At 34.5% G+C, this 20,290-nt stretch carries 14 protein-coding genes, 1 pseudogene and 1 CRISPR repeat array; of the genes and pseudogenes, 10 read left to right on the plus strand and 5 right to left on the minus strand.

Annotated features, from left to right (window positions below):
- Window positions 1-18 precede the first annotated feature (18 nt).
- A complete protein-coding gene (locus AC5LWZ_RS04285; protein ID WP_294892428.1) occupies window positions 19-600 on the minus strand; it encodes a Maf family protein in 582 nt (193 codons plus the stop codon).
- A 773-nt stretch (window positions 601-1,373) separates the two neighbouring features.
- Between AC5LWZ_RS04285 and AC5LWZ_RS04290 the strand changes: the two genes are divergently transcribed.
- The 6 genes and pseudogenes from AC5LWZ_RS04290 (at window position 1,374) to AC5LWZ_RS04315 (ending at window position 7,583) form a co-directional block, all read left to right on the plus strand.
- Complete coding sequence (locus AC5LWZ_RS04290) at window positions 1,374-1,802, plus strand: universal stress protein (protein ID WP_144188959.1); 429 nt, start codon at window positions 1,374-1,376, stop codon at window positions 1,800-1,802.
- Between the two features lie 116 nt (window positions 1,803-1,918).
- Window positions 1,919-2,299: pseudogene (locus AC5LWZ_RS04295) on the plus strand (VOC family protein).
- A gap of 997 nt (window positions 2,300-3,296) precedes the next feature.
- Window positions 3,297-3,564: direct repeats of the CRISPR family, unit length 28 nt; unit sequence GTTCACTGCCGTGTAGGTAGTTTAGAAA.
- 281 nt (window positions 3,565-3,845) lie between these two features.
- Window positions 3,846-5,531, plus strand: coding sequence for a PT domain-containing protein (locus AC5LWZ_RS04300; RefSeq protein ID WP_493464030.1), 1,686 nt, complete (start codon window positions 3,846-3,848; stop codon window positions 5,529-5,531).
- Window positions 5,532-5,666: 135 nt separating this feature from the next.
- Window positions 5,667-5,993, plus strand: coding sequence for a hypothetical protein (locus AC5LWZ_RS04305; RefSeq protein ID WP_493464031.1), 327 nt, complete (start codon window positions 5,667-5,669; stop codon window positions 5,991-5,993).
- A gap of 471 nt (window positions 5,994-6,464) precedes the next feature.
- Window positions 6,465-6,707 carry a hypothetical protein gene (locus AC5LWZ_RS04310; protein WP_493464032.1) on the plus strand — a complete coding sequence of 81 codons (243 nt, stop codon included), beginning with the start codon at window positions 6,465-6,467 and terminating at the stop codon, window positions 6,705-6,707.
- Window positions 6,708-7,325: 618 nt separating this feature from the next.
- Window positions 7,326-7,583: an ArsR/SmtB family transcription factor gene (locus AC5LWZ_RS04315; protein WP_366939973.1), complete on the plus strand. Its 258-nt coding sequence runs from the start codon at window positions 7,326-7,328 to the stop codon at window positions 7,581-7,583.
- A gap of 53 nt (window positions 7,584-7,636) precedes the next feature.
- Here the strand turns inward: AC5LWZ_RS04315 and AC5LWZ_RS04320 are convergent, their stop codons facing one another.
- Together AC5LWZ_RS04320 and rlmKL are read right to left on the minus strand one after the other, a co-directional pair.
- Window positions 7,637-9,007 carry an MFS transporter gene (locus AC5LWZ_RS04320; protein ID WP_294892423.1) on the minus strand — a complete coding sequence of 457 codons (1,371 nt, stop codon included), beginning with the start codon at window positions 9,005-9,007 and terminating at the stop codon, window positions 7,637-7,639.
- Window positions 9,008-9,253: 246 nt separating this feature from the next.
- Entirely contained in the window at window positions 9,254-11,374 is a 2,121-nt protein-coding gene (gene rlmKL / locus AC5LWZ_RS04325; RefSeq protein ID WP_493464033.1) for a bifunctional 23S rRNA (guanine(2069)-N(7))-methyltransferase RlmK/23S rRNA (guanine(2445)-N(2))-methyltransferase RlmL, read from the minus strand.
- Between the two features lie 358 nt (window positions 11,375-11,732).
- Here rlmKL and AC5LWZ_RS04330 point away from each other — a divergent pair, with 358 nt between their 5' ends.
- Window positions 11,733-13,391 carry a hypothetical protein gene (locus tag AC5LWZ_RS04330; RefSeq protein WP_198221949.1) on the plus strand — a complete coding sequence of 553 codons (1,659 nt, stop codon included), beginning with the start codon at window positions 11,733-11,735 and terminating at the stop codon, window positions 13,389-13,391.
- A gap of 298 nt (window positions 13,392-13,689) precedes the next feature.
- Complete coding sequence (locus tag AC5LWZ_RS04335) at window positions 13,690-13,998, plus strand: hypothetical protein (protein WP_294892419.1); 309 nt, start codon at window positions 13,690-13,692, stop codon at window positions 13,996-13,998.
- 410 nt (window positions 13,999-14,408) lie between these two features.
- Here AC5LWZ_RS04335 and glmS read toward each other — a convergent pair whose 3' ends face one another.
- Both glmS and glmU read right to left on the minus strand, forming a co-directional pair.
- Window positions 14,409-16,241, minus strand: a complete 1,833-nt coding sequence (gene glmS / locus AC5LWZ_RS04340; RefSeq protein ID WP_065614054.1) for a glutamine--fructose-6-phosphate transaminase (isomerizing) — start codon at window positions 16,239-16,241, stop codon at window positions 14,409-14,411.
- 3 nt (window positions 16,242-16,244) lie between these two features.
- Window positions 16,245-17,627: a bifunctional UDP-N-acetylglucosamine diphosphorylase/glucosamine-1-phosphate N-acetyltransferase GlmU gene (gene glmU, locus AC5LWZ_RS04345; RefSeq protein ID WP_279085060.1), complete on the minus strand. Its 1,383-nt coding sequence runs from the start codon at window positions 17,625-17,627 to the stop codon at window positions 16,245-16,247.
- Between the two features lie 147 nt (window positions 17,628-17,774).
- On the opposite strand from glmU, the gene hemG reads away from it, so the two are divergent.
- Complete coding sequence (gene hemG, locus AC5LWZ_RS04350) at window positions 17,775-18,311, plus strand: menaquinone-dependent protoporphyrinogen IX dehydrogenase (RefSeq protein WP_110448395.1); 537 nt, start codon at window positions 17,775-17,777, stop codon at window positions 18,309-18,311.
- Between the two features lie 154 nt (window positions 18,312-18,465).
- Window positions 18,466-20,289, plus strand: a complete 1,824-nt coding sequence (typA, locus tag AC5LWZ_RS04355; protein ID WP_065578484.1) for a ribosome-dependent GTPase TypA — start codon at window positions 18,466-18,468, stop codon at window positions 20,287-20,289.
- Window position 20,290: the final 1 nt, after the last annotated feature.

Raw genomic sequence — 20,290 nt, forward strand, 5'->3', positions numbered from 1 at the left:
TTATGGCTTTATTATTAATTATAAGAATAGTGGATTACAGCCCATATCGATCATAATTTTATTTAACTTTATCAGCGGTAATCCAACTAATGAATTAATATCATCACCTTCAAGTTTATCAAAAAGGGTGATACCTAATTCATCACATTTAAAACTACCAGCACATTGTAGTGGCATCTCTTTAGCGATATAAGCATCAATTTCTGCATCAGTTAACTGGCGAAAAGTAACCTTAAACGGTTCACAAATTGTTTGCGATTGGCGAGTACGAGTATCAATGACGGTCATTCCGGTATAAAAGTAAAACGCTTTGCCACTGCTATTTTTCAATTGTTGTTGGGCATTTTCAACGGTATGTGGTTTGCAAACAATCTGATCATCCAATACACCTACTTGGTCAGAACCAATAATCAAACTATCAGGATAATTAGCCACTAACGACTGTGCTTTGGCATTAGCTAAACGCACCACCAATTGCTGTGCACTTTCATTTAGCAAAGGCGTTTCATCACAAATGGGTGGTACACACTCAAACGGAATGGCTAATTTTTCCAATACCTTTTTACGTGATAGCGATGTCGATGCTAAGATAATTCTCATTGCAACTATTCTCTTGAGATTCATGGGGAAAGATGAGCATTAAAACCGATATGACGGTAATAATCAACTGTCTCTTATGTTATAAATTTATTATGCAACGATGGTCAGTGTTATTTTGGGGCTATTGTCTAAAAGGCTTATTAATCACTCTTTTTCGATAAGTTTTATTAACTACTAAATCTGTTAAACTACAAGTAATTGCAACAAATCTTTGTTCATTGAATTTCAGACGTTTTATTGTTTGGTGGCAATTTCAATACCAAGATTATGTCCGAGTAAAGAGGATTTGCGCGCCCCTCTTTACCAACTCCCGTGGCGACCAAGTGGTCACGATGTGACGGCATTCCGCCATCGTTCGCTGTTAACGCACCGGCTGTATTTGTTCCAGACGAAGATTAGCATGGCAAACATCCCTGTTTGCCATGCTAATCTTACTCCGTTGTCAGCACTTTGCTAATGCCGCTAGATAGAACTCACCGAACTAATTGATAAAAATAAACTTTTATTATTAGCGCTCGCTGATTTTAGTTTCATAACCGATTTAAGAGAAATATTGTTTTACTGTCGGTTTGAGGTCATGATGATAAATAATGTTCGTTATAGTTGATCTCCATCATGGTTTTGCAAAAAAATTATTTCAATCTTTTAAATTCGCGTTAGGATAGTCATGTAACGACTGGATTTCATTTAAAATTAGTATCATACTGAACCAATACCGTTGGCCTTCACCAATAAAATGGTAAAGCCAAGTTTAAATATTGTGAGGAGGCGTTATGTACAAAAAAATATTAGTTCCGATTGATGTGCTTGAAGATGAACTCACTCAAAAAGTGATCCCTCATGTAGAGTGTTTAGCAAAATTATCTAATGCACAAGTTATCTTCTTTCATACCTTACCGGTTGCATCGGCTATCGTGAATGCTTACTCATTTGGTTTTGATGAGTTTAAAGATCAAGCTACTGTACAAACAGAACAGTGGTTACATCGTTTGATTGATACGATTAATTTACCTCGGGAAAATTTATCTTTTTCAATCGCTTTTGGTAATCCAAGAGATGAGATCTTACATCTAGCCGAAGAAATTGAACCCGATCTTATTATTTTAGGTTCAAGACGTCCTAATATCTCAACACACTTACTGGGATCAAATGCCTCAGGCGTGGTGCGAGGCGCACAAACATCAGTGTTAGTAGTTCGCTAATTCAGTTATAATCAAAGTGCCCTTTAAATGAGGGCATTATGTTGTTATTCATTTAGACACGAAATCTATCGATTTACCTATTATTAACAATTTTCATCTCAACTTAAGGAGAAAAAATGAAAATTAAAAATATCGATCATTTTGTTATTACCAGCCAAGATCTCAGTAAAAGTATCGTATTTTATTAAGATATTTTAGGATTGAAATATGTCGAACGTGACGGACGACATGCCTTTGTTTTTGGCAATCAAAAAATCAATATTCATGCCAAAAAAGGCGAGTTTCAACCAGCGGTATTCCCCCCAGAATATGGAAGCCAAGATTTTTGTTTAATTGTTGAAGACGATATTGAAATCGTAAAAAAAGAGTTCGAAAAAAAGGGCTATCCCCTTGTAGAAGGGATTGTTGAACGACACGGTGCTAAAGGCAATATCAAAAGTCTATATCTAAGAGATCCAGATGGAAATCTTGTCGAACTAGCTAACTATTGTAATTAAAGTTAATACTGATCGACCAAACTTAAATAATTGGCTATCTAAAAATAAAAATTTGAGGAGCGGGGTTTTTGAAGACTAAATCTAGCAAATAAATAGCTAAAGTTAGTTAGAACATCGGCAAGTGCCAATAATAAAAGTTTATTTTTATCAATCAGTTTGATGCTTCTCATTTCGCGATATTAGCAATGTGCTGACAACTAAGAGAGATTAGCATGGCAAACAGGGATGTTTGGCAAGGCTGTAGTTTGTCAGGAACAAATCACAGCCGGTGCGTTAACAGCGAACGAAGGCGGAAGGCAGTCACATCGTGACCACTTGCGTGGTCGCCGCGGGAGTGGGTAAAGAGGGTTCTCACCAACCCTCTTAACTCGGACGTAATCGCCGTATAGGAATAGCCACCAAACAACAAAACGTCCGAAACTCATTGAGTAAAAAAATTTGAGGAACGGGGTTTTTGAAGACTAAAATCCATCCGATAAATCACTAAAACCAGTTATAACATCAGCTAGGGTCAATAATAAAAGTTTTTTTATCAATCATTTATGTGAATTTTATCTAGCGACATGAGCAATGTGCTGACAACTGAGAGAGATTAGTATGGCAAACAGGGATGTTTGGCAAGGCTGTAGTTTGTCAGGAACAAATCACAGCCGGTGCGTTAACAGCGAACGAAGGCGGAAGGCAGTCACCTTGTGACCACTTGCGTGGTCGTCGCGGGAGTTGGTAAAGAGGGTTCGCGCAAACCCTCTTTACTCGGACGTAACCTCTGTATTGAAATAGCCACCAAACAACAAAACGTCCGAAACTCACTGAATAAAAAAATTTGAGGAACGGGGTTTTTGAAGACTAAAAATATCCAATCACTAACCCTTTTTTTTGACTTAAAATAAAATTATTAAAAATCAATGTATTGAAAAATAGCTCAAAAAAAGGGTTTTTATTGGTAAAAATAGACTTTGCCTTTTTGCCAACAACACTTATAGTATATAGGGTTCTAGTTCACTGCCGTGTAGGTAGTTTAGAAATGCAAGCACATATGCAGCCTCTGCACCACTTTGTTCACTGCCGTGTAGGTAGTTTAGAAAAAGCTGATTTTGCGCCATCTATAAACGGTTGCGTTCACTGCCGTGTAGGTAGTTTAGAAATTACGGATTGGCGCAACGAAATTTTGAATCAAGTTCACTGCCGTGTAGGTAGTTTAGAAAAATAGCCATAATTGCGGCTATAGCAAAACATGGTTCACTGCCGTGTAGGTAGTTATTAAATTCACGCAAACCACCGTCGAACGGTTTTTTATTGACTTAATCCTTAAATAAAATAACATTAACCAAAAAAGAGATGGTATAAAAAAATTGCTCTTCTTATTATGTCTAATACTTTTATTTAACAAATCATAATTATTTATATTTAGTAATTTACATATCTTAACAAAATCGTCAAAGTCATAATTTGCTAAACTTAATAAGTTTATTTATACTTTTATAATTAGTAAAATATAATTTTACTGAAATAAAACAATCGGATATCGTGACAAGGGATTGAAAAAATGTTAAAATACAGTTGTTTAGAGGCCAGCCAGCCAGCCAGCCAGCCAGCCAGCCAGCCAGCCAGCCAGCCAGCCAGCCAGCCAGCCAGCCAGCCAGCCAGCCAGCCAGCCAGCCAGCCAGCCAGCCATAATTTAGGATTATTTAGCCGACGAGAGTTAGGTTGTTTATTTCAGAATCAGCCATTATTTTTCTTTTTTAAATCTTATTCAAAAAATTCAAATTCAAATTCAAATTCAAAACAACGATTTTTGAGTTTAAAACCGATATTATCGTGTGTATTGGGTCTAAGTGGTTTATTATTTATTTCGGTAAATTCAGCGTATGGTTTAGATGCGACCACAGCAAATTTTATCCACGGTCATCAGCCAGTGATTAGTTTTGATAATGGAAAAACAAGTAATGACAGTGTATTAGCCTTATTATTTTTAAAGTTACCGGATGAACGAATTGCGGCAGTCAATGATAATTCAAGTGTTACAAATCCGGTTATACCAAACAAGCAGTGGGTAACCTTTAACGATATCAAAACGAGTATACCTTTTGATAGTTACCCTTCAACCACATTGCTAAATATCATAAGTAAGAACAAATATTGGTTTGATTCTGATGGTGATGATTTAAGTATTGTTACTGGTTATTTCAAAATCAAATGGCAAACGTCAGATGGGACAGATATTACAAATCAGGTAAAAAATAATCCGGATGATGAATTAGATTCATGTAAAGGTCCTTATAAATTGTCATTAAGTGCAGACAGTGGCAGTTTAGTTACTAGATATGGCGTTCCTGATATAGGAACATTTAAAGGTGGCAGTCATATTTTTTATCTTCAACCTAAAAACCCAAAAGTTTGTTATGCTCAACCAAATATAGCAAATGATTCGACTAATAATACCAAATATAAGGATTTAGATGGGCCTAATTGGGCGAAAGGTAGGGGATTTATTCCACAAAATGTAAATTCCCCTGGACAAAACTTTCCGACAGTTGCTTCAAATAATTTGAAATTTTACCTTATATTAAAAGGGACAACACCAGAGGAAATTATTGATATTAATGGCCGTACTATTACGTCGGCAGATAATTCACTTATTGTTTTAAGGTTAGCGGCTGAAGATACACCTGGTTGGGGCAAAAGTAAAAAAGAGAAAGCGTTAAAGATACAGTTTAATGAATTAACTCCTAACCCAAAATTTACTAAACCATCAAGATATTATGTATATGCAGATAAAGACAAAAAGAAAATATTATACAGTTTTCTTTTGCAGCGTTGGTTTGTTGCAAAAGGTGCAGGTATAGATGATAGTTACCAGGATGCGATTAATTACTGTAAAGGCATCGGTTATCGGGTCCCAAGTACGTCAGATTATACTAATGCTAACACAGACTTTTGGAAAGGAGGGATCCCAAATCGTAACATTAATGGCTATCGACGAGAATTAAGTTATCGAGATAGTAGTGGACGCTGGATAGGTGGTTTGTTTAACGAATGGGGTACGGTATTTGGTCATCCGGAACATTATCCGAACACTAAATGGGAACCAAATCATCCCGATGATTGGTATTGGACGACTGATTTTGTGAAGAACGATACGGAAATTATAAGAATCGATTCGGGGGATGGTGACTTAGGTACTAGTCCTATTAATGGCAATCAGAATCGAACAGCGTGTGTTATACCTTAGAAAAATTAAATTGAACGAAAAAGGGTAATGGAAAAAAGGATTCGAATCTTAAGGTGCATTGCACTATAAGATTCGAAAATCGTATAAAATATAGTCAATTAATGTTTTTTTAATAAGTATGCTTTAGGTTACCTTATGGATATACAGCAGAAATTAAAATTCAGTCAGCAAACAAATCAGATTAGTTTTATTAAAGATAGTGGACTATTTTGTGGTTTATACAATCAGTCAGCCTATATAGTTACTGAATTATTACACTATGATTTAAAGTTAAGAGCTAAAGCGATAAAGAAAATGAATCATCAAGTTGTCATAAGTTGTGGTATTCCCATAACAAGTGTAACAAAGCGTTTTCCAAATGCGGTTGAAACTGAGTGGGGATTTCAAATACTTGGAGAGTTTGATTTAAGCCGTTATTTACAGTGGCGCAAAAAAATAATATCTAAGTTTATACTTAAATAAAATATTTGAAAATGGGGTGACAAAGCCAAAATACTATAATGGCTAACTCTTTTCTAATTGGAATAAAACCATTAAAAATCAAATAAATATATATGTTATTGCCAACCGAGTGGTTCACTGCAGTGTGGATAGCTATTACATTCAAACAAACCGCCTTCTGGCGGTTTCTTTATGTCTTGAAAAAATATGGAAACATATTATTGGTATGTTGACACTAATATGAGTGTAAAAGAGGAGCCAAGAGTTAAAAAATATAATCAGAAAACTGTGTACTTAAATTAAAAACTATAGCCGGTAGACATTGTATCATCAGTATAGCTACAGATGAGCTTGATGTAATCGTCGATATGAATTTTGAATTAGTTGATGACATCGCCGCTAATGATGAGCTATATCAATGTAAGTTTATTATAGTTTTTATTGCTCAAATTTTATGACTAACATACCATTGCCCAAAAATAAGGAAATGTTATGAAAAAAGTATTATGTTATTTAATAGTTGTTTTAACTTTTATTTCATTAAATTCGTTTGCTAACGATGAGCAAGTTGCAACTGATGAGTTAAAGGATATAAATTTTCAGAATGGCGTAACTGCTAGCTCTAATTTTCATAGTTATTATGTTTTGGGGGAATTATTATTCGATTTAAAAGCAAACGGGGACCCCCAAAACACAATTCCAGAAATTCGTAATGTCGTTGGTAATAATTTGTAGACACTATACTAAATTATGCAACAGATAAGCGTGATACGCTTAAAGAAAAGCAATTTCTGGACAATAATTATGATGATTGCCTAGAAAAAATTAAGAAAACAGGTTACTTCCAAAAACCATATTGATAAATGAAATAATGTGTTGCCTACAACTAGATATCATTGGCAGACACCCCTTTTTTTATTGATATTTATAATTCATTTAAAATCATATGGTTATAAATAGGTGTAAAAAAAGGGTTTTTAGTTACAAATTGATTATTATTCTTTTTCTGAACAATGTTTATTGTGTATAATGTTCTAGCTCACTGCCGTGTAGGTAGTTTAGAAAATTCTTCTTTTGCATCTTGCATTTCTGCATCAGCTCACTGCCGTGTAGGTAGTTTAGAAAACTGATAAATTGCAGGACATTTAGCTATATCAGTTCACTGCCGTGTAGGTAGATTAAAATTAGTTAAAGTTATAACGCTCGAAATCCACCAAACTAGAAACGTTTAGCAAAGGAGTTTTTTAAGGTGAATAAACTTATCACATGCTATAATCGTTTTCACTCATAATTAAACTTTATACCTAACCTATTGTGAATAATAATTCAATTGACAACAAACTAAATGAAAAAATGGTGCTTATTTTCAAAGCACTCTCTGATCCAGTTAGAATTGAAATAATTAAATACTTAAAAAACATAAGAACGGAGGTCATTTGTGGTGAAATAGGCCAAGTGGTTGGTATCAGTAAACCTTCGGGAACTTATCATTTTAGGTTATTGCAACAAGCTGAATTAATTAATGTAAGAAAAAGTGCTAGAGAAAAATATATAGGACTGAATAAATCAACATTTGATAAATATGTTACAGGCTTTTTTGATAGTCTTTAATATATTTAAATGTTGATTTAATCTTGAGTTTACTACTGGAGGTTTATTAACTATTATAATTTGCGCCTTTTCGTTAATTTGAGTGAAAAAACTATTCCTAATAATGATATCACTCCTGTTGTGATAAGTACCGCATCGAATCCGTGGGCAAAAGCTGTCGAATTAGTTATTCCGCCAAAAATATTGAATATAATTACTGATATTGTTGTACCTATGGCACCACCAAATAAGCGAAATATATTGTATATTCCAGATGCTTTCCCTAAATATATTGGCTCGACAGCACTTAACACTGATTTTTGCAGAGCTGGTCCAGCCATTGAAAGTCCCATACCGGCGATCATTAAAGGTATTGCCATAGCTATATATGAATTAGTTACATTAACTAAAAGAATAATTAGCAAATAACCTATTCCCTGTAAAAATAATCCTAATGTTGCAATAATCTTTTCACCAAATTTATCTACTGCGTTGCCAGCAAATGGTGCTATTACTACTAATGTTGCTGTCCATGGTAATAATTGTAACCCAGCTATCAGTGGATTAGTTTTTTCAAATACTAAGAAATATTGAGGTAAAAAGAATAATACGCCAAACATAGATGCATATAATAAAAAAGTTGCGATATTACCGTTAGTGAATACTTTTGAATGAAATAATATCAACGGAATCATAGGGGTAGTAGTCATTTTTTGTCTAATGATAAATAAAATACCAAGTACTAGACAAGATAAGCCGGTAATAGTCGTTATAACGTGCGAGGTTTGTGTCGTTATCTCTGATAATGACCATATTATTCCCGCTGAAGAGATGGTGATAAGTAGAAAATCAGTAAAGTTCAATTTATCTTCTTTGCCTTTGCTTTCAGGTAATAATATATGGGCAAAATAGATTGTTATTATACCTATAGGTAAATTAATCCAAAATATCCATTGCCAAGATAATGTAGCGACAATAAACCCACCTAAAACAGGCCCAACAATAAGCGCTAAACCACCAATACCACTCCATATTCCCAATGCTTTTCCACGTATATTTGCGGGTAATGAATGGGTTAAAATAGCCATTGACATTGGTGTCATAACACAAGCACCAACAGCTTGTATCATTCTAGAAATGATTAATTCAATAATATTATTCGATAAAGCACAAAATATGGAAGCGATAGTGAAAATAGCGATACCAACAAGATAGACTTTTTTTCTGCCTATTTTTTCGCCTAGTGAGACACCAACAAGTAATAATGCCGCTATGGTTATATTATAAATATTCAACAACCACTGTAATAAATTAACTGATATTTGAAAATTATTCCGTATTGCGGTAGTAGCCGTGGTGACTATCATTGAATCTATCATTGACATGAAAAATCCTAATGAAGTTAAAATAATAATAGCTGATGAATTGACCGTTTTTTCTTGCATTTTATTAACCTTTTGCTTTGCTATACTTAGCTAAAATAGGACTGTCAATGTATATGTTTAATGTATTGGCCTATGTGTAAACTAACTTTTTTTGATTTATAGTTTAATAGTTCATTAGTTGTTTAACTATTTTATCATATTAATTAAAACAAGCAGAATAATCAATAGTAGATTGCAAAGATCAATTTGATTTAAGTAATAATAAAAGAGGTAAGAAGTTACCGCCTTGCGGCGGTATTTTATTTATTATTGATGTTTAACAATAAAACAGCAGTGGATCTGTTTATTGCGTTTAAAATCGAGCGATAAAGTTTTATCGGTGATATCTTGAAAGGTTAGCCCTAGTTTTTGCATACCATCGGCATCCATTTTGAACCCACGTTTATTGTTTGAAAATACTATTACACCATTTGGTCTGAGTAAACGTTTTAAATCATTCATTAATTTTAGATGATCACGCTGAACATCAAAGGTATCGTTCATTCGTTTAGAATTAGAAAATGTTGGTGGATCGATAAAAATCAGATCAAATTGTTCATCTGCTTGAGATAAATAGAGCAAGCAGTCTGCTTGTATTAATCTATGATTTTTACCGGTTAAGCCATTTTGTTTTAAATTGCGATCAGCCCATTCTAAATAGGTACGAGACATATCAACAGTTGTGGTCGATTTAGCTTTACCAAGACCAGCATAAACTGTAGCACTACCTGTATAAGCAAATAGATTTAAAAAGTCTTTTCCGGCACTCATTTGGCCAATCATTTTTCTGGCTAAGCGGTGATCCAAAAATAATCCAGTATCTAAATAATCCACTACGTTAACCCAAAACTGTGTTTGTTTATTGTTAATTGGATATTCATGGACTAAAAAATAATCCTGTTTTTGTCCGAGTTTTTGATATTGTTGTTTACCTTTCTGTTTTTCGCGAGTTTTTAGTACCAGCTGATCAGCGGTTAGTTCTAGTACAGACATGGTCGCATTGATAATATCAAAAAGTCTTTGTCGAGTTTTTTGTGGATCAATATTTTTTGGTGCAGCATATTCTTGTACCACAATTTTGTCTTTGTAACGATCGATTGCCACGTTATATTCAGGTAAATCTGCATCATAAAGACGATAACATTCAAGTTGTTCTTGACTAGCCCATTTTTCAAATCTTTGGCAATTTTTACGTAAACGATTGGCAAAATCGGCTGCGGGTAAATTTTGCTTAGTGAGTGGTTGATCAGATTGGCGATCAGCAATTGAGTAATTCTTTTGTACACAATCTAAAGGTCCATTTTTGGCTTTAAATTGTTTATCAGCCCGCATTTGTAAACAATCTAATAGTTGTGGTGTACCACTAAATAACGATAATCGCCACCCCCCAAACTGTTGTTTAATTTGTCGACCTAGGGCTGAGTGCAAAGCAACTAAAGCTGGCTCGCTTTCTAACCGTTCACCATAAGGTGGATTACTAATGATCATACCATGTATATTACGATCAAGTGGATTGGTTAATTGGGTTACGTCCTGCAAAGTAAAAGTAATTAAATCACCAACACCAGCATAGATAGCATTTTGTTTGGCACGTTCTAATACCATAGGATTATTGTCATAACCGATAAAAGTAGTTTTTGTTTTTTGGACATTATGCTTAGCTTTAAAGAGTAAATCATTCCAAAGTGTTGGGTTGAATCCTTGCCAAGCAAAAAATCCCCACTGTTTACGTAAAAGTCCAGGTGGAATATTAGAGGCCATCATCGCAGCTTCAATTAGTAAGGTTCCTGAACCACACATTGGATCGATAAGAGGTTCATCTGTTTGCCAGCCTGAACGGAGAATAATTGCTGCAGCTAAGTTCTCTTTTAACGGTGCTTGACCTGTTTGCTGACGATAACCACGTTGATGTAGGCTTTCACCACTTAAATCTAATGATAAGGTAACTCGATTTTTATTTAGATAAGCATGTAAACGAATATCTGGATTTTGTTTGGCAACATTTGGGCGTTGATTGGTTTGACGCATAAAATGATCAACAATTGCATCTTTGATCTTTAGCGCTCCATATTGGCTATTACGGATAAAGTCATTAACGCCAACAAAGTTGATAATAAATGAGTTATCGACTGCAAAAATATCGTTCCATTTGATATTCATCACACATGAATAGAGATCTAGGTCACTATAGATATCAAACTCGGCAATAGGTAATAGGATCCGAGAAGCCAAACGCGACCATAATAATGATTGGTACATGGTTGATTGAGCAGCATCAAAGTAGACACCACCTTGCGACACTTTACAATTTATCGCGCCAATATTTTCTAACTCTTTTTTTAATAACTCTTCAAGCCCGCGAGAGGTGCTGGCAAATAGCGTTTTCATGCATAATCCACTTAACAATAAAATTGCAGGCATTATACCGACTAATTGCAATTGTGGGAAATGGTCAAATTAAACAATCTATAAACAAAAATAATAAGAATAAAAAATTTGCAAATAATAGATATAAAGTTAAAACATCGAAAATATCTTTTGCTTATGCTTACGATTCTTAACAAAATCCTCTCGAACAAGGTTTGCTAAATAATGCTTATTTCTTTATAATTTTTTGCTTTATAACAAAAAACATATAATTTTTATAAATAAAACAAATAGTTAAAATAATTAACTATATTGTTATGTCAAAAGATAGTTGTTCAAATGCTATCTATAATTTAAATTCTTATCAAGAAATCTATTTATGCTAATTTTTAATAAACAACTCTGCAATATTATTGTTACATCATTAATCATTTTGTTTGTTGCTATCACTTTATCATTAACAATAAATGTTAATGATGTTAATGCTTTGAGTTCATCATCAGTAAAATCAATTCATGGACATTTGCCGTATTTAACTTTTGATAATGGAATTACTAAAATTAATGATACAGATTCATTGCTTGGCATAACTCTATCTGATAATACAATTATTAGGCCAAGTAAAGATGTATCTAGTGAAGATAATCCAATAATTTTACCCAATACAGCTGATACATTTGAAAATATACAAACTATCGTACCTTTGGCAAACAAAGGAAATAATAACTATCCAAATGTAAACCTTAATACTCTTATTGATGAACCTTATAATTATTTTATTGATGAAGATGGTGATAGTGGTGCAAAAGTAACCGGAAATATTTCGATTAAATGGAAAAATTATCAATCAAGTCCAATATATCCATATAAAATAGAGGAGCGAGATATCACTGATTTAGTCAAAAATAACCCTAAAATGAAACTTAATCCTTGTAATGGTATCTATAAGCTTATTATAAATACAACCAATGGTTATATTAAAACTAAATATGGGTTACCAAATTATAGTGAATTTAGTGATGGAAACCATACTTATTATATCAAACCTAATGCTGAACAAGCTTTTGTATGTTATGCCCAACCTAATATAGTCTATCATTCAGGTTTTGAACCAGGATTTTATGATGGAACAACCTGGACAAATTACCAAGGTTATAGAGTATTTAGTCCTTCTAATAGTGGAAATTATTCTGGTCAATCAAGTATAACTAAAAATAATTTTCCATCTACTGGTGCTGATGGTCTGTATTTTTATTTGACTTTAGCCGGCATTATCCCTGAAAAAGTGGTAGAGATAAATGGTAATATTATTAGATCTGATGAGAATAGTAACATAAGTCTAGTTCTAAATGCAGGCAAAACAAGTTACTGGTCTGCAAGTAAATGGAGAGCAGGCTCTAAAAACACAAAAGGTAAATTTGTTGGAACTCATTGGAATAAAGGTATTGAGCCAGCTGTAAAGGTAACTTTAAATGGACCAAAATTCGATTCGACAAATAAAGATTTTAAACCTGTTACATTTAAAATTTATGCCGATAAAGCGAAAAGTCAGTTATTATACGAATTTAGATTAATGCGTTGGTACATAGTGCAACCTGAAGTTGAATATGAAAATCAGATGGCAGCGATCAATTATTGTCAAAAATTAGGCGTCAATTATAGATTGCCTGATGTAAATGACTTTACTAATGCTAATGAAACTAATGTTGGTTGGTCGAATGGTTTTCCTGGACAAGGCGATAAGTCTGCGCGTCAATTAAGTTATCAAGATAACGCGAGGTGGATTGGCGGATTATTTAATGAATGGGGTTGTTTAGCGAATGGAGCTAGTATTATAGGTAAAGATAAATATACAAATGGTTTATGTTCAGGTTATCCTTCTACTAATTGGGACTCTTATTATTACTGGACTAAAAGTACAGCATTAAATTCTAATGATTATGGTAAAGGTTTATTAGTGTTTTCAGGATATGGTCGTCCAGTTTTATATGATGCTAGTCCGAATTATATACGTCGTGTTGCATGTGTCACCCCTTAATACACAAATTTAGACACTATATGTAAATCATGTAGTGTTAATCAATTATTGTATTATTCGCTAGCTTTTTAAATCATAAACTTACGGTTAATCATCAATGAGTACTTTTAAAAAATATGTGACTTTTAGCATAATGTATATTTTGCATTTGAAACACAATATTTAATTAGGACAAGTGGAAATGTTTATCTCTATACCATAATTTGTTAATATGCACAGGCTTTGGTTTCAGATTAATTTTATAATAAATTATTTAATTAATAGATTTTAATTAAGCATCTTTTTGAATAGAGGTAAAATGAAAGCACTATCAATTGTTGGATTAATTTTCGCTATAATATCTATTTTTATTCCTATATTTGGTATACTTATCGCCATGTTATGTAGTTTATTAGCATTAATTACATTCGTTAAGCAACCAACTATTTCTGGTGCTATTTTTGCTATTAATATCTTTAGCACAGCATTTTTGTCTCCAGTATTAGCTTCTGTAGCCGCAAATTCAGGAATTGATACTTATCTATTTTTTGTTAAATATCATGTAGTATTGATGTTTGTTGCATTTATTTTATATTTTATTTTCCGCAAAAAAAACAGTGTGGCATAATCTCAGGTTAGAATGAAAAATCAATTTGCTCAATAACCCTATGAGTTTATAAATTTTATTAAATAATAGTTAGTAAAAGTTAATAGTTACTCTATTTTTATCAATCCAATTTAATAAAACTTAATTAATGTTAATTTATTCCTTATTGAGAATAAATTAACTATTTTATTGATATTTAAAATATTATCTATTATTGCTAACAACATTATAAAAAAGAGTTTAGTCATTTTAGATGAAAGGTGGCAATAAAGTTAAGATAACTATTTAAACAACTAGCAATTCATTAGTAAGAGAAGCTATGCAAATATTTTTATAAACTATAAATGCTTGTTGTGAGGTTTTAATAAGTAAATGTGAGAACTTTGGCTAAACATACTATTAAAGCAAGTCCTCACATTTAATCTAATAAATTACTCCACTGTTACTGATTTTGCTAGGTTACGTGGTTGGTCGACATCGGTACCTTTAATTAGGGCAACATGGTAAGCAAGTAATTGCGTCGGTACGGTGTAGTAGATTGGTGCAGTAAGTTCTTCAATATGGGGTAAGTTAATAATATGCATAGTATCGTCGCTAACAAAACCAGCATCTTGCTCAGCAAACACATAAAGTTGACCACCACGGGCACGCACTTCTTCAATATTGGCTTTGAGTTTTTCAAGTAAGTCATTCGTTGGCGCCATAACAATAACTGGCATATCTGCATCAATCAATGCTAAAGGCCCATGTTTTAATTCACCAGCTGCATAAGCTTCGGCATGAATATAGGAGATCTCTTTTAGCTTTAATGATGCCTCTATAGCGATTGGATATTCATCGCCACGACCTAAAAATAGTGCATGATGTTTATCGACAAAATGACCAGCAAGTTTTTTGATTACAGGTTCGGCCATTAATACTTGTTCTATACGGTTTGGTAAAGTTTGTAATGCATGGACGATTGCTTGTTCAGTGATTTCTGCCATATCATTAAGTCGGCCTAACTTAGCCACTAACAGTAATAATACCGTTAATTGTGTGGTAAATGCTTTGGTTGAGGCGACACCAATTTCAACGCCAGCTTTGGTTAGTAAAACCAAATCAGCTTCTCGAACTAAAGTCGATGCTGCCACATTACATACCGCAAGAGTACTTAGGTAATTGTTCTGTTTAGCTAAGCGTAAAGCAGCAAGGGTATCGGCAGTTTCCCCGGATTGTGATAGGGTGATAAATAAACTGTTTTTGCGACGAGCTGGTTTTCGATAACGAAATTCCGAGGCAATTTCCACATCACAAGGAATGCCGGCTAAGGATTCAAACCAATAACGAGCAACCATGCCTGCATTATAAGCTGTGCCACAGGCAACAATTTGGATGTGTTCAACTTGCTTGAGAATATTTTCTGCATTTGGGCCTAGTTCTGATAAATCTACTTTGCCATGAGCCATGCGACCTTCTAAGGTATTTTTAATCGCATTCGGCTGTTCATAAATCTCTTTTTGCATGTAATGGTTAAAACCAGCTTTGCTGCCAGCATCATATTTGGCATCTGATTCAATGCAAGGGCGATTTATTTGATTAAAATTTTTGTCATAAATCGTTACTGAACGTTGAGTGACAAGCGCTATATCACCTTCTTCTAAGAAGATAAACTGCCGAGTTACCGGTAATAAAGCCAGTTGATCTGAGGCAATAAAGTTTTCGCCAATGCCACAACCAATAACAAGTGGGCTACCAGAACGTGCGGCAACTAAGATATCAGGATTTCGAGTGTCCATAATTACTGTACCATAAGCACCTCGTAAGAGTGGAATGGCTTTTTGCACAGCTTCTAATAAGGAACATTCTTCAGTGCTGATGATGTCATGAATTAAGTGGGCAATGACTTCAGTATCTGTTTCTGAACGGAATTGGTAACCTTTCGCGATAAGTTTTTCACGAAGTGGTTCGAAATTTTCGATAATGCCATTATGCACAACGGCAATAAAGTCGGATATATGTGGGTGTGCATTATGTTCAACTGGTTCACCATGTGTTGCCCAACGAGTGTGGGCTATACCGGTTGAACCGGCAACTGGTTGTTCGTTTACCGCATCTTTAAGCGCTTGTACTTTTCCTACCCGTCTTATTCGCTGCAATTCACCTGTTGGTGAAATAATAGCAAGTCCGGCAGAATCATAACCCCGATATTCTAATCTCTTAAGTCCTTCTAATAAAATATCTGCGACATCACGCTTAGCGATTGCACCTACAATACCACACATCGTTTATCCCTCTTTCGATTTCGTTGGTCTTTGCCAACCCGCAAGTTGTTTTTGTTTTACACGACTAACCACTAATTCATTGTCGTTGACATCGTTAGTAACTGTTGTGCCAGCCGCAATAGTTGCTCCTTTACCTATTTTGACTGGGGCAATAAGTTGGCTGTCAGATCCAACAAAAACATCATCTTCGATAACTGTTTTAAATTTATTAGCACCATCATAATTACAGGTAATTGTGCCAGCGCCAATGTTGACATTACTGCCAATTTCACTGTCACCTAAATAACTTAAATGTCCGGCTTTGGTTGCATGGCCAAGATGAGCTTTTTTCAATTCAACAAAATTACCAACGTGGGCATGATCATCTAGTTTGCTGCCCGGTCTTATTCTGGCAAATGGTCCGATAGTACAGTGCTGAGCAATAATCGAATCTTCAATCACCGAGTATGGACTAATTTCGCTGTTATCGGCGATGGTACAGTTTTTCAAAATACAACCTGCACCGATAATGACATTATTTCCTAATGTCACATCGCCATGAATAATCACATTTGTATCAATGATGACATCTTTACCATGAGTTAATTTTCCACGTAGATCAAAACGGGCTGGATCAAGTAAAGTTACTCCAGCAAGTAACAATTGCTCGGCTTGATACTGTTGATAATGGCGTTCTAAAGTTGCTAACTGTAATCGATTGTTGACGCCTTCAACTTCAAATTGCTTTATTGGATGTGAAGTTAAAATTTCATAACCATCTTGATGTGCAAAGGCAATAATATCGGTTAAATAATACTCTTTTTGCGCATTGTTATTGGTTAAACGCGCTAACCACTGCTTAAGTAATTTGCCTGTAACTAGCATAATACCAGTATTAATTTCGGTGATTTTTTGTTGTTCGGCATTGGCATCTTTTTGTTCAACGATAGCCACAACTTTACCATCTTTGCGTTCGATTCGACCATAGCCAGTTGGGTCATCTAAAATCACTGTTAATAAGGCAATACCTTGTTTGGGTTTACTAGCAATAAGATTTTGCAAAGTTTCAACTGAGATAAGTGGCGTATCGCCATATAAAATCAAGATATCTTCATCATCTTGAATGTAAGGGATAGCTTGTTGTACCGCATGTCCTGTCCCTAATTGTTCTGCTTGATAAACAAGTTGCACCGGCTGATTTTGTAACGATTTTTCAAGTTCGTTTTTGCCATGCCCATAAACAATATTGATGCGATTAGTATTAAGTTGTTGAACTGTATCAATAACATGTTGTAACATCGGCTTACCGCCGATTTTATGTAAAACTTTAGGTAGGTTGGAATACATCCGTGTGCCTTTTCCTGCCGCCAAAATAATAGCACTACGTTTTGGAGGTGAAATTGCCATAATCAGTTCCGGTCTGGTTAAATAAGGCTAATACTATAATCAAAGTTTTCCATGAAATCACCCCGAAATTGTTAATTTTTATCCTAAAAAAAGAATTATTGATATTTACCAAGAGTTTTAATAAAAGGAAGCATTGTTATGAATAGCATTATCAAGGTTTTATTGCTTTATACCACTCACGAAAAGCAAACCCTTAAAATTATGCAGCGAATAAAAACACAGCTTGCTGGTAAATGCGATTGTGATTTGATTGAGTTATTACCAAATAGCCATATAGATCTTGCTAATTACCAAGCGGTATTGATTGGGGGGTCTATTCGATATGGTTTTTATAGTAAAACCATGAAAAAATTTATTGATGCTAACTATCTGCAATTAAACACACTCAAATCTGGCTTTTTTGGCGTGAATATGGTGGCAAGAAAACCGAATAAAAATACGCCTGAAACGAATATATATACTAAAAAACTCTTAGCTAAAATTGCATGGCAACCAACGATTAAAGCGGTATTTGCTGGCGCACTTTATTATCCAAAATATAATTGGTTTGATCGTAATATGATCCGTTTTATTATGTGGTTAGGTAAAGGTGATACCGATGTGACTAAAGAAGTGATTGAGTACACAAATTGGAACAAAGTAGATGAGTTTGCTCATCAATTTGCGACACTTATCAATGAGTAATCTTAGTTATCTCTATAAAATAAGTCAGTATTCTCGTTATATATCAAGTCTTAAAGTTCTTTTTAAGAAACTTTGTGATATAGATCAACATTTTTACTAAAAAGGTGTACAATATTGCGCCTAAAGAATTTATCTCCTAATTGGGATTTTAATTGTGATTGAAAATTTAAGAAATATAGCCATTATTGCTCACGTTGACCATGGTAAAACAACCTTGGTTGATAAATTATTAAAACAGTCTGGTACGCTTGATAATTTACGTGGCGACGACAATGAAAGAATAATGGACTCTAATGCGCTAGAAAAAGAGCGTGGTATTACTATTTTAGCTAAAAATACGGCTATCGATTGGAATGGTTATCGTATTAATATTGTTGATACTCCAGGACATGCCGATTTTGGTGGTGAAGTTGAACGTGTAATGTCAATGGTTGATTCGGTATTATTGCTGGTTGATGCAATGGACGGACCAATGCCACAAACACGTTTTGTTACCCAAAAAGCGTTTGCTTATGGTTTAAAACCGATTGTTGTTATCAATAAGGTTGACCGTCCAGGCGCTCGTCCTGATTGGGTTGTGGATCAAGTATTCGATTTATTTGTAAATCTAGGTGCAACTGATGAACAGCTTGATTTCCCAATTGTTTATGCATCAGCATTAATGGGATTTGCAGGACTTGATCATGAAGATATGGCTGAAGATATGACGCCATTATTTGAAGCAATTGTTGAACATGTTGAGCCACCAGCAGTTGACTTAGATGGTCCTTTCCAAATGCAAATTTCACAACTTGATTATAATAACTATGTTGGTGTTATTGGTATTGGTCGTATTAAACGTGGTCGTGTTAAACCAAATCAACAAGTCACTATTGTTGATAGTGAAGGTAATAAACGCACTGGTAAAGTAGGCCAAGTATTAGGTCATTTAGGTTTACAACGTTATGAAGCTGAAGTTGCTGAAGCGGGTGATATTATTGCAATCACTGGTTTAGGCGAACTCGGTATCTCTGATACGATTTGTGATAATAGTTGCGTTGAAGCATTACCTGCATTAAGTGTTGATGAACCAACTGTTACTATGTTCTTTAATGTTAATAGCTCACCATTTGCTGGCAAAGAAGGTAAATATGTGACTTCACGTCAAATTCTTGAGCGTTTAAACAAAGAACTGGTACACAATGTGGCTTTACGCGTTGAAGAAACGCCAGACCCAGATGCATTTAAAGTTTCAGGTCGTGGTGAGTTGCACTTATCGGTTCTTATCGAAAATATGCGTCGTGAAGGTTATGAGCTTGGGGTATCACGTCCTAAAGTTATCTATAGAGAAATCGATGGTAAAAAGCAAGAACCTTTCGAACAAGTTACTTTAGATATTGAAGAACAGCACCAAGGTTCAGTGATGGAAGCTTTAGGTTTACGTAAAGGTGATTTAACCAATATGTTACCTGATGGTAAAGGTCGTGTACGTTTAGATTATGTGATCCCAAGCCGTGGTCTTATTGGTTTTAGAACTGAATTTATGACGATGACATCTGGTACTGGTTTACTTTACTCAACATTTAGCCATTATGATGATGTACGTCCAGGTGAAATCGGCCAACGTAATAATGGTGTAATGATTTCGAATGGTACAGGTAAAGCGTTAGCTTATGCACTTTATAGCTTACAAGATCGCGGTAAATTATTCCTTGGTCATGGTGCAGAAGTGTATGAAGGACAAATTATTGGTATTCATACCCGCTCAAATGATTTAACCGTTAACTGCTTAACGGGTAAAAAATTAACTAACATGCGGGCGTCGGGTACTGATGAAGCGACTACGCTTTCACCACCAGTTAAAATGACATTAGAACAAGCATTAGAATTTATTGATGATGATGAATTAGTAGAAGTTACACCATTATCTGTACGTTTGCGTAAACGTCATTTAACTGAAAATGATCGTAAACGAGCATTCAGAAGCAATAAAGAGTAAT

It is taken from the genome of Gilliamella sp. LMG 34362 (genome assembly GCF_984569125.1).

What these genes read in the sequence shown, in the direction of transcription:
- AC5LWZ_RS04285 (WP_294892428.1), bottom strand. Translation starts at nt 600, where the DNA reads ATGAGAATTATCTTAGCATCGACATCGCTATCACGTAAAAAGGTATTG.
- AC5LWZ_RS04290 (WP_144188959.1), top strand. Translation starts at nt 1,374, where the DNA reads ATGTACAAAAAAATATTAGTTCCGATTGATGTGCTTGAAGATGAACTC.
- AC5LWZ_RS04300 (WP_493464030.1), top strand. Translation starts at nt 3,846, where the DNA reads ATGTTAAAATACAGTTGTTTAGAGGCCAGCCAGCCAGCCAGCCAGCCA.
- AC5LWZ_RS04305 (WP_493464031.1), top strand. Translation starts at nt 5,667, where the DNA reads ATGGATATACAGCAGAAATTAAAATTCAGTCAGCAAACAAATCAGATT.
- AC5LWZ_RS04310 (WP_493464032.1), top strand. Translation starts at nt 6,465, where the DNA reads ATGAAAAAAGTATTATGTTATTTAATAGTTGTTTTAACTTTTATTTCA.
- AC5LWZ_RS04315 (WP_366939973.1), top strand. Translation starts at nt 7,326, where the DNA reads ATGGTGCTTATTTTCAAAGCACTCTCTGATCCAGTTAGAATTGAAATA.
- AC5LWZ_RS04320 (WP_294892423.1), bottom strand. Translation starts at nt 9,007, where the DNA reads ATGCAAGAAAAAACGGTCAATTCATCAGCTATTATTATTTTAACTTCA.
- rlmKL (WP_493464033.1), bottom strand. Translation starts at nt 11,374, where the DNA reads ATGAAAACGCTATTTGCCAGCACCTCTCGCGGGCTTGAAGAGTTATTA.
- AC5LWZ_RS04330 (WP_198221949.1), top strand. Translation starts at nt 11,733, where the DNA reads ATGCTAATTTTTAATAAACAACTCTGCAATATTATTGTTACATCATTA.
- AC5LWZ_RS04335 (WP_294892419.1), top strand. Translation starts at nt 13,690, where the DNA reads ATGAAAGCACTATCAATTGTTGGATTAATTTTCGCTATAATATCTATT.
- glmS (WP_065614054.1), bottom strand. Translation starts at nt 16,241, where the DNA reads ATGTGTGGTATTGTAGGTGCAATCGCTAAGCGTGATGTCGCAGATATT.
- glmU (WP_279085060.1), bottom strand. Translation starts at nt 17,627, where the DNA reads ATGGCAATTTCACCTCCAAAACGTAGTGCTATTATTTTGGCGGCAGGA.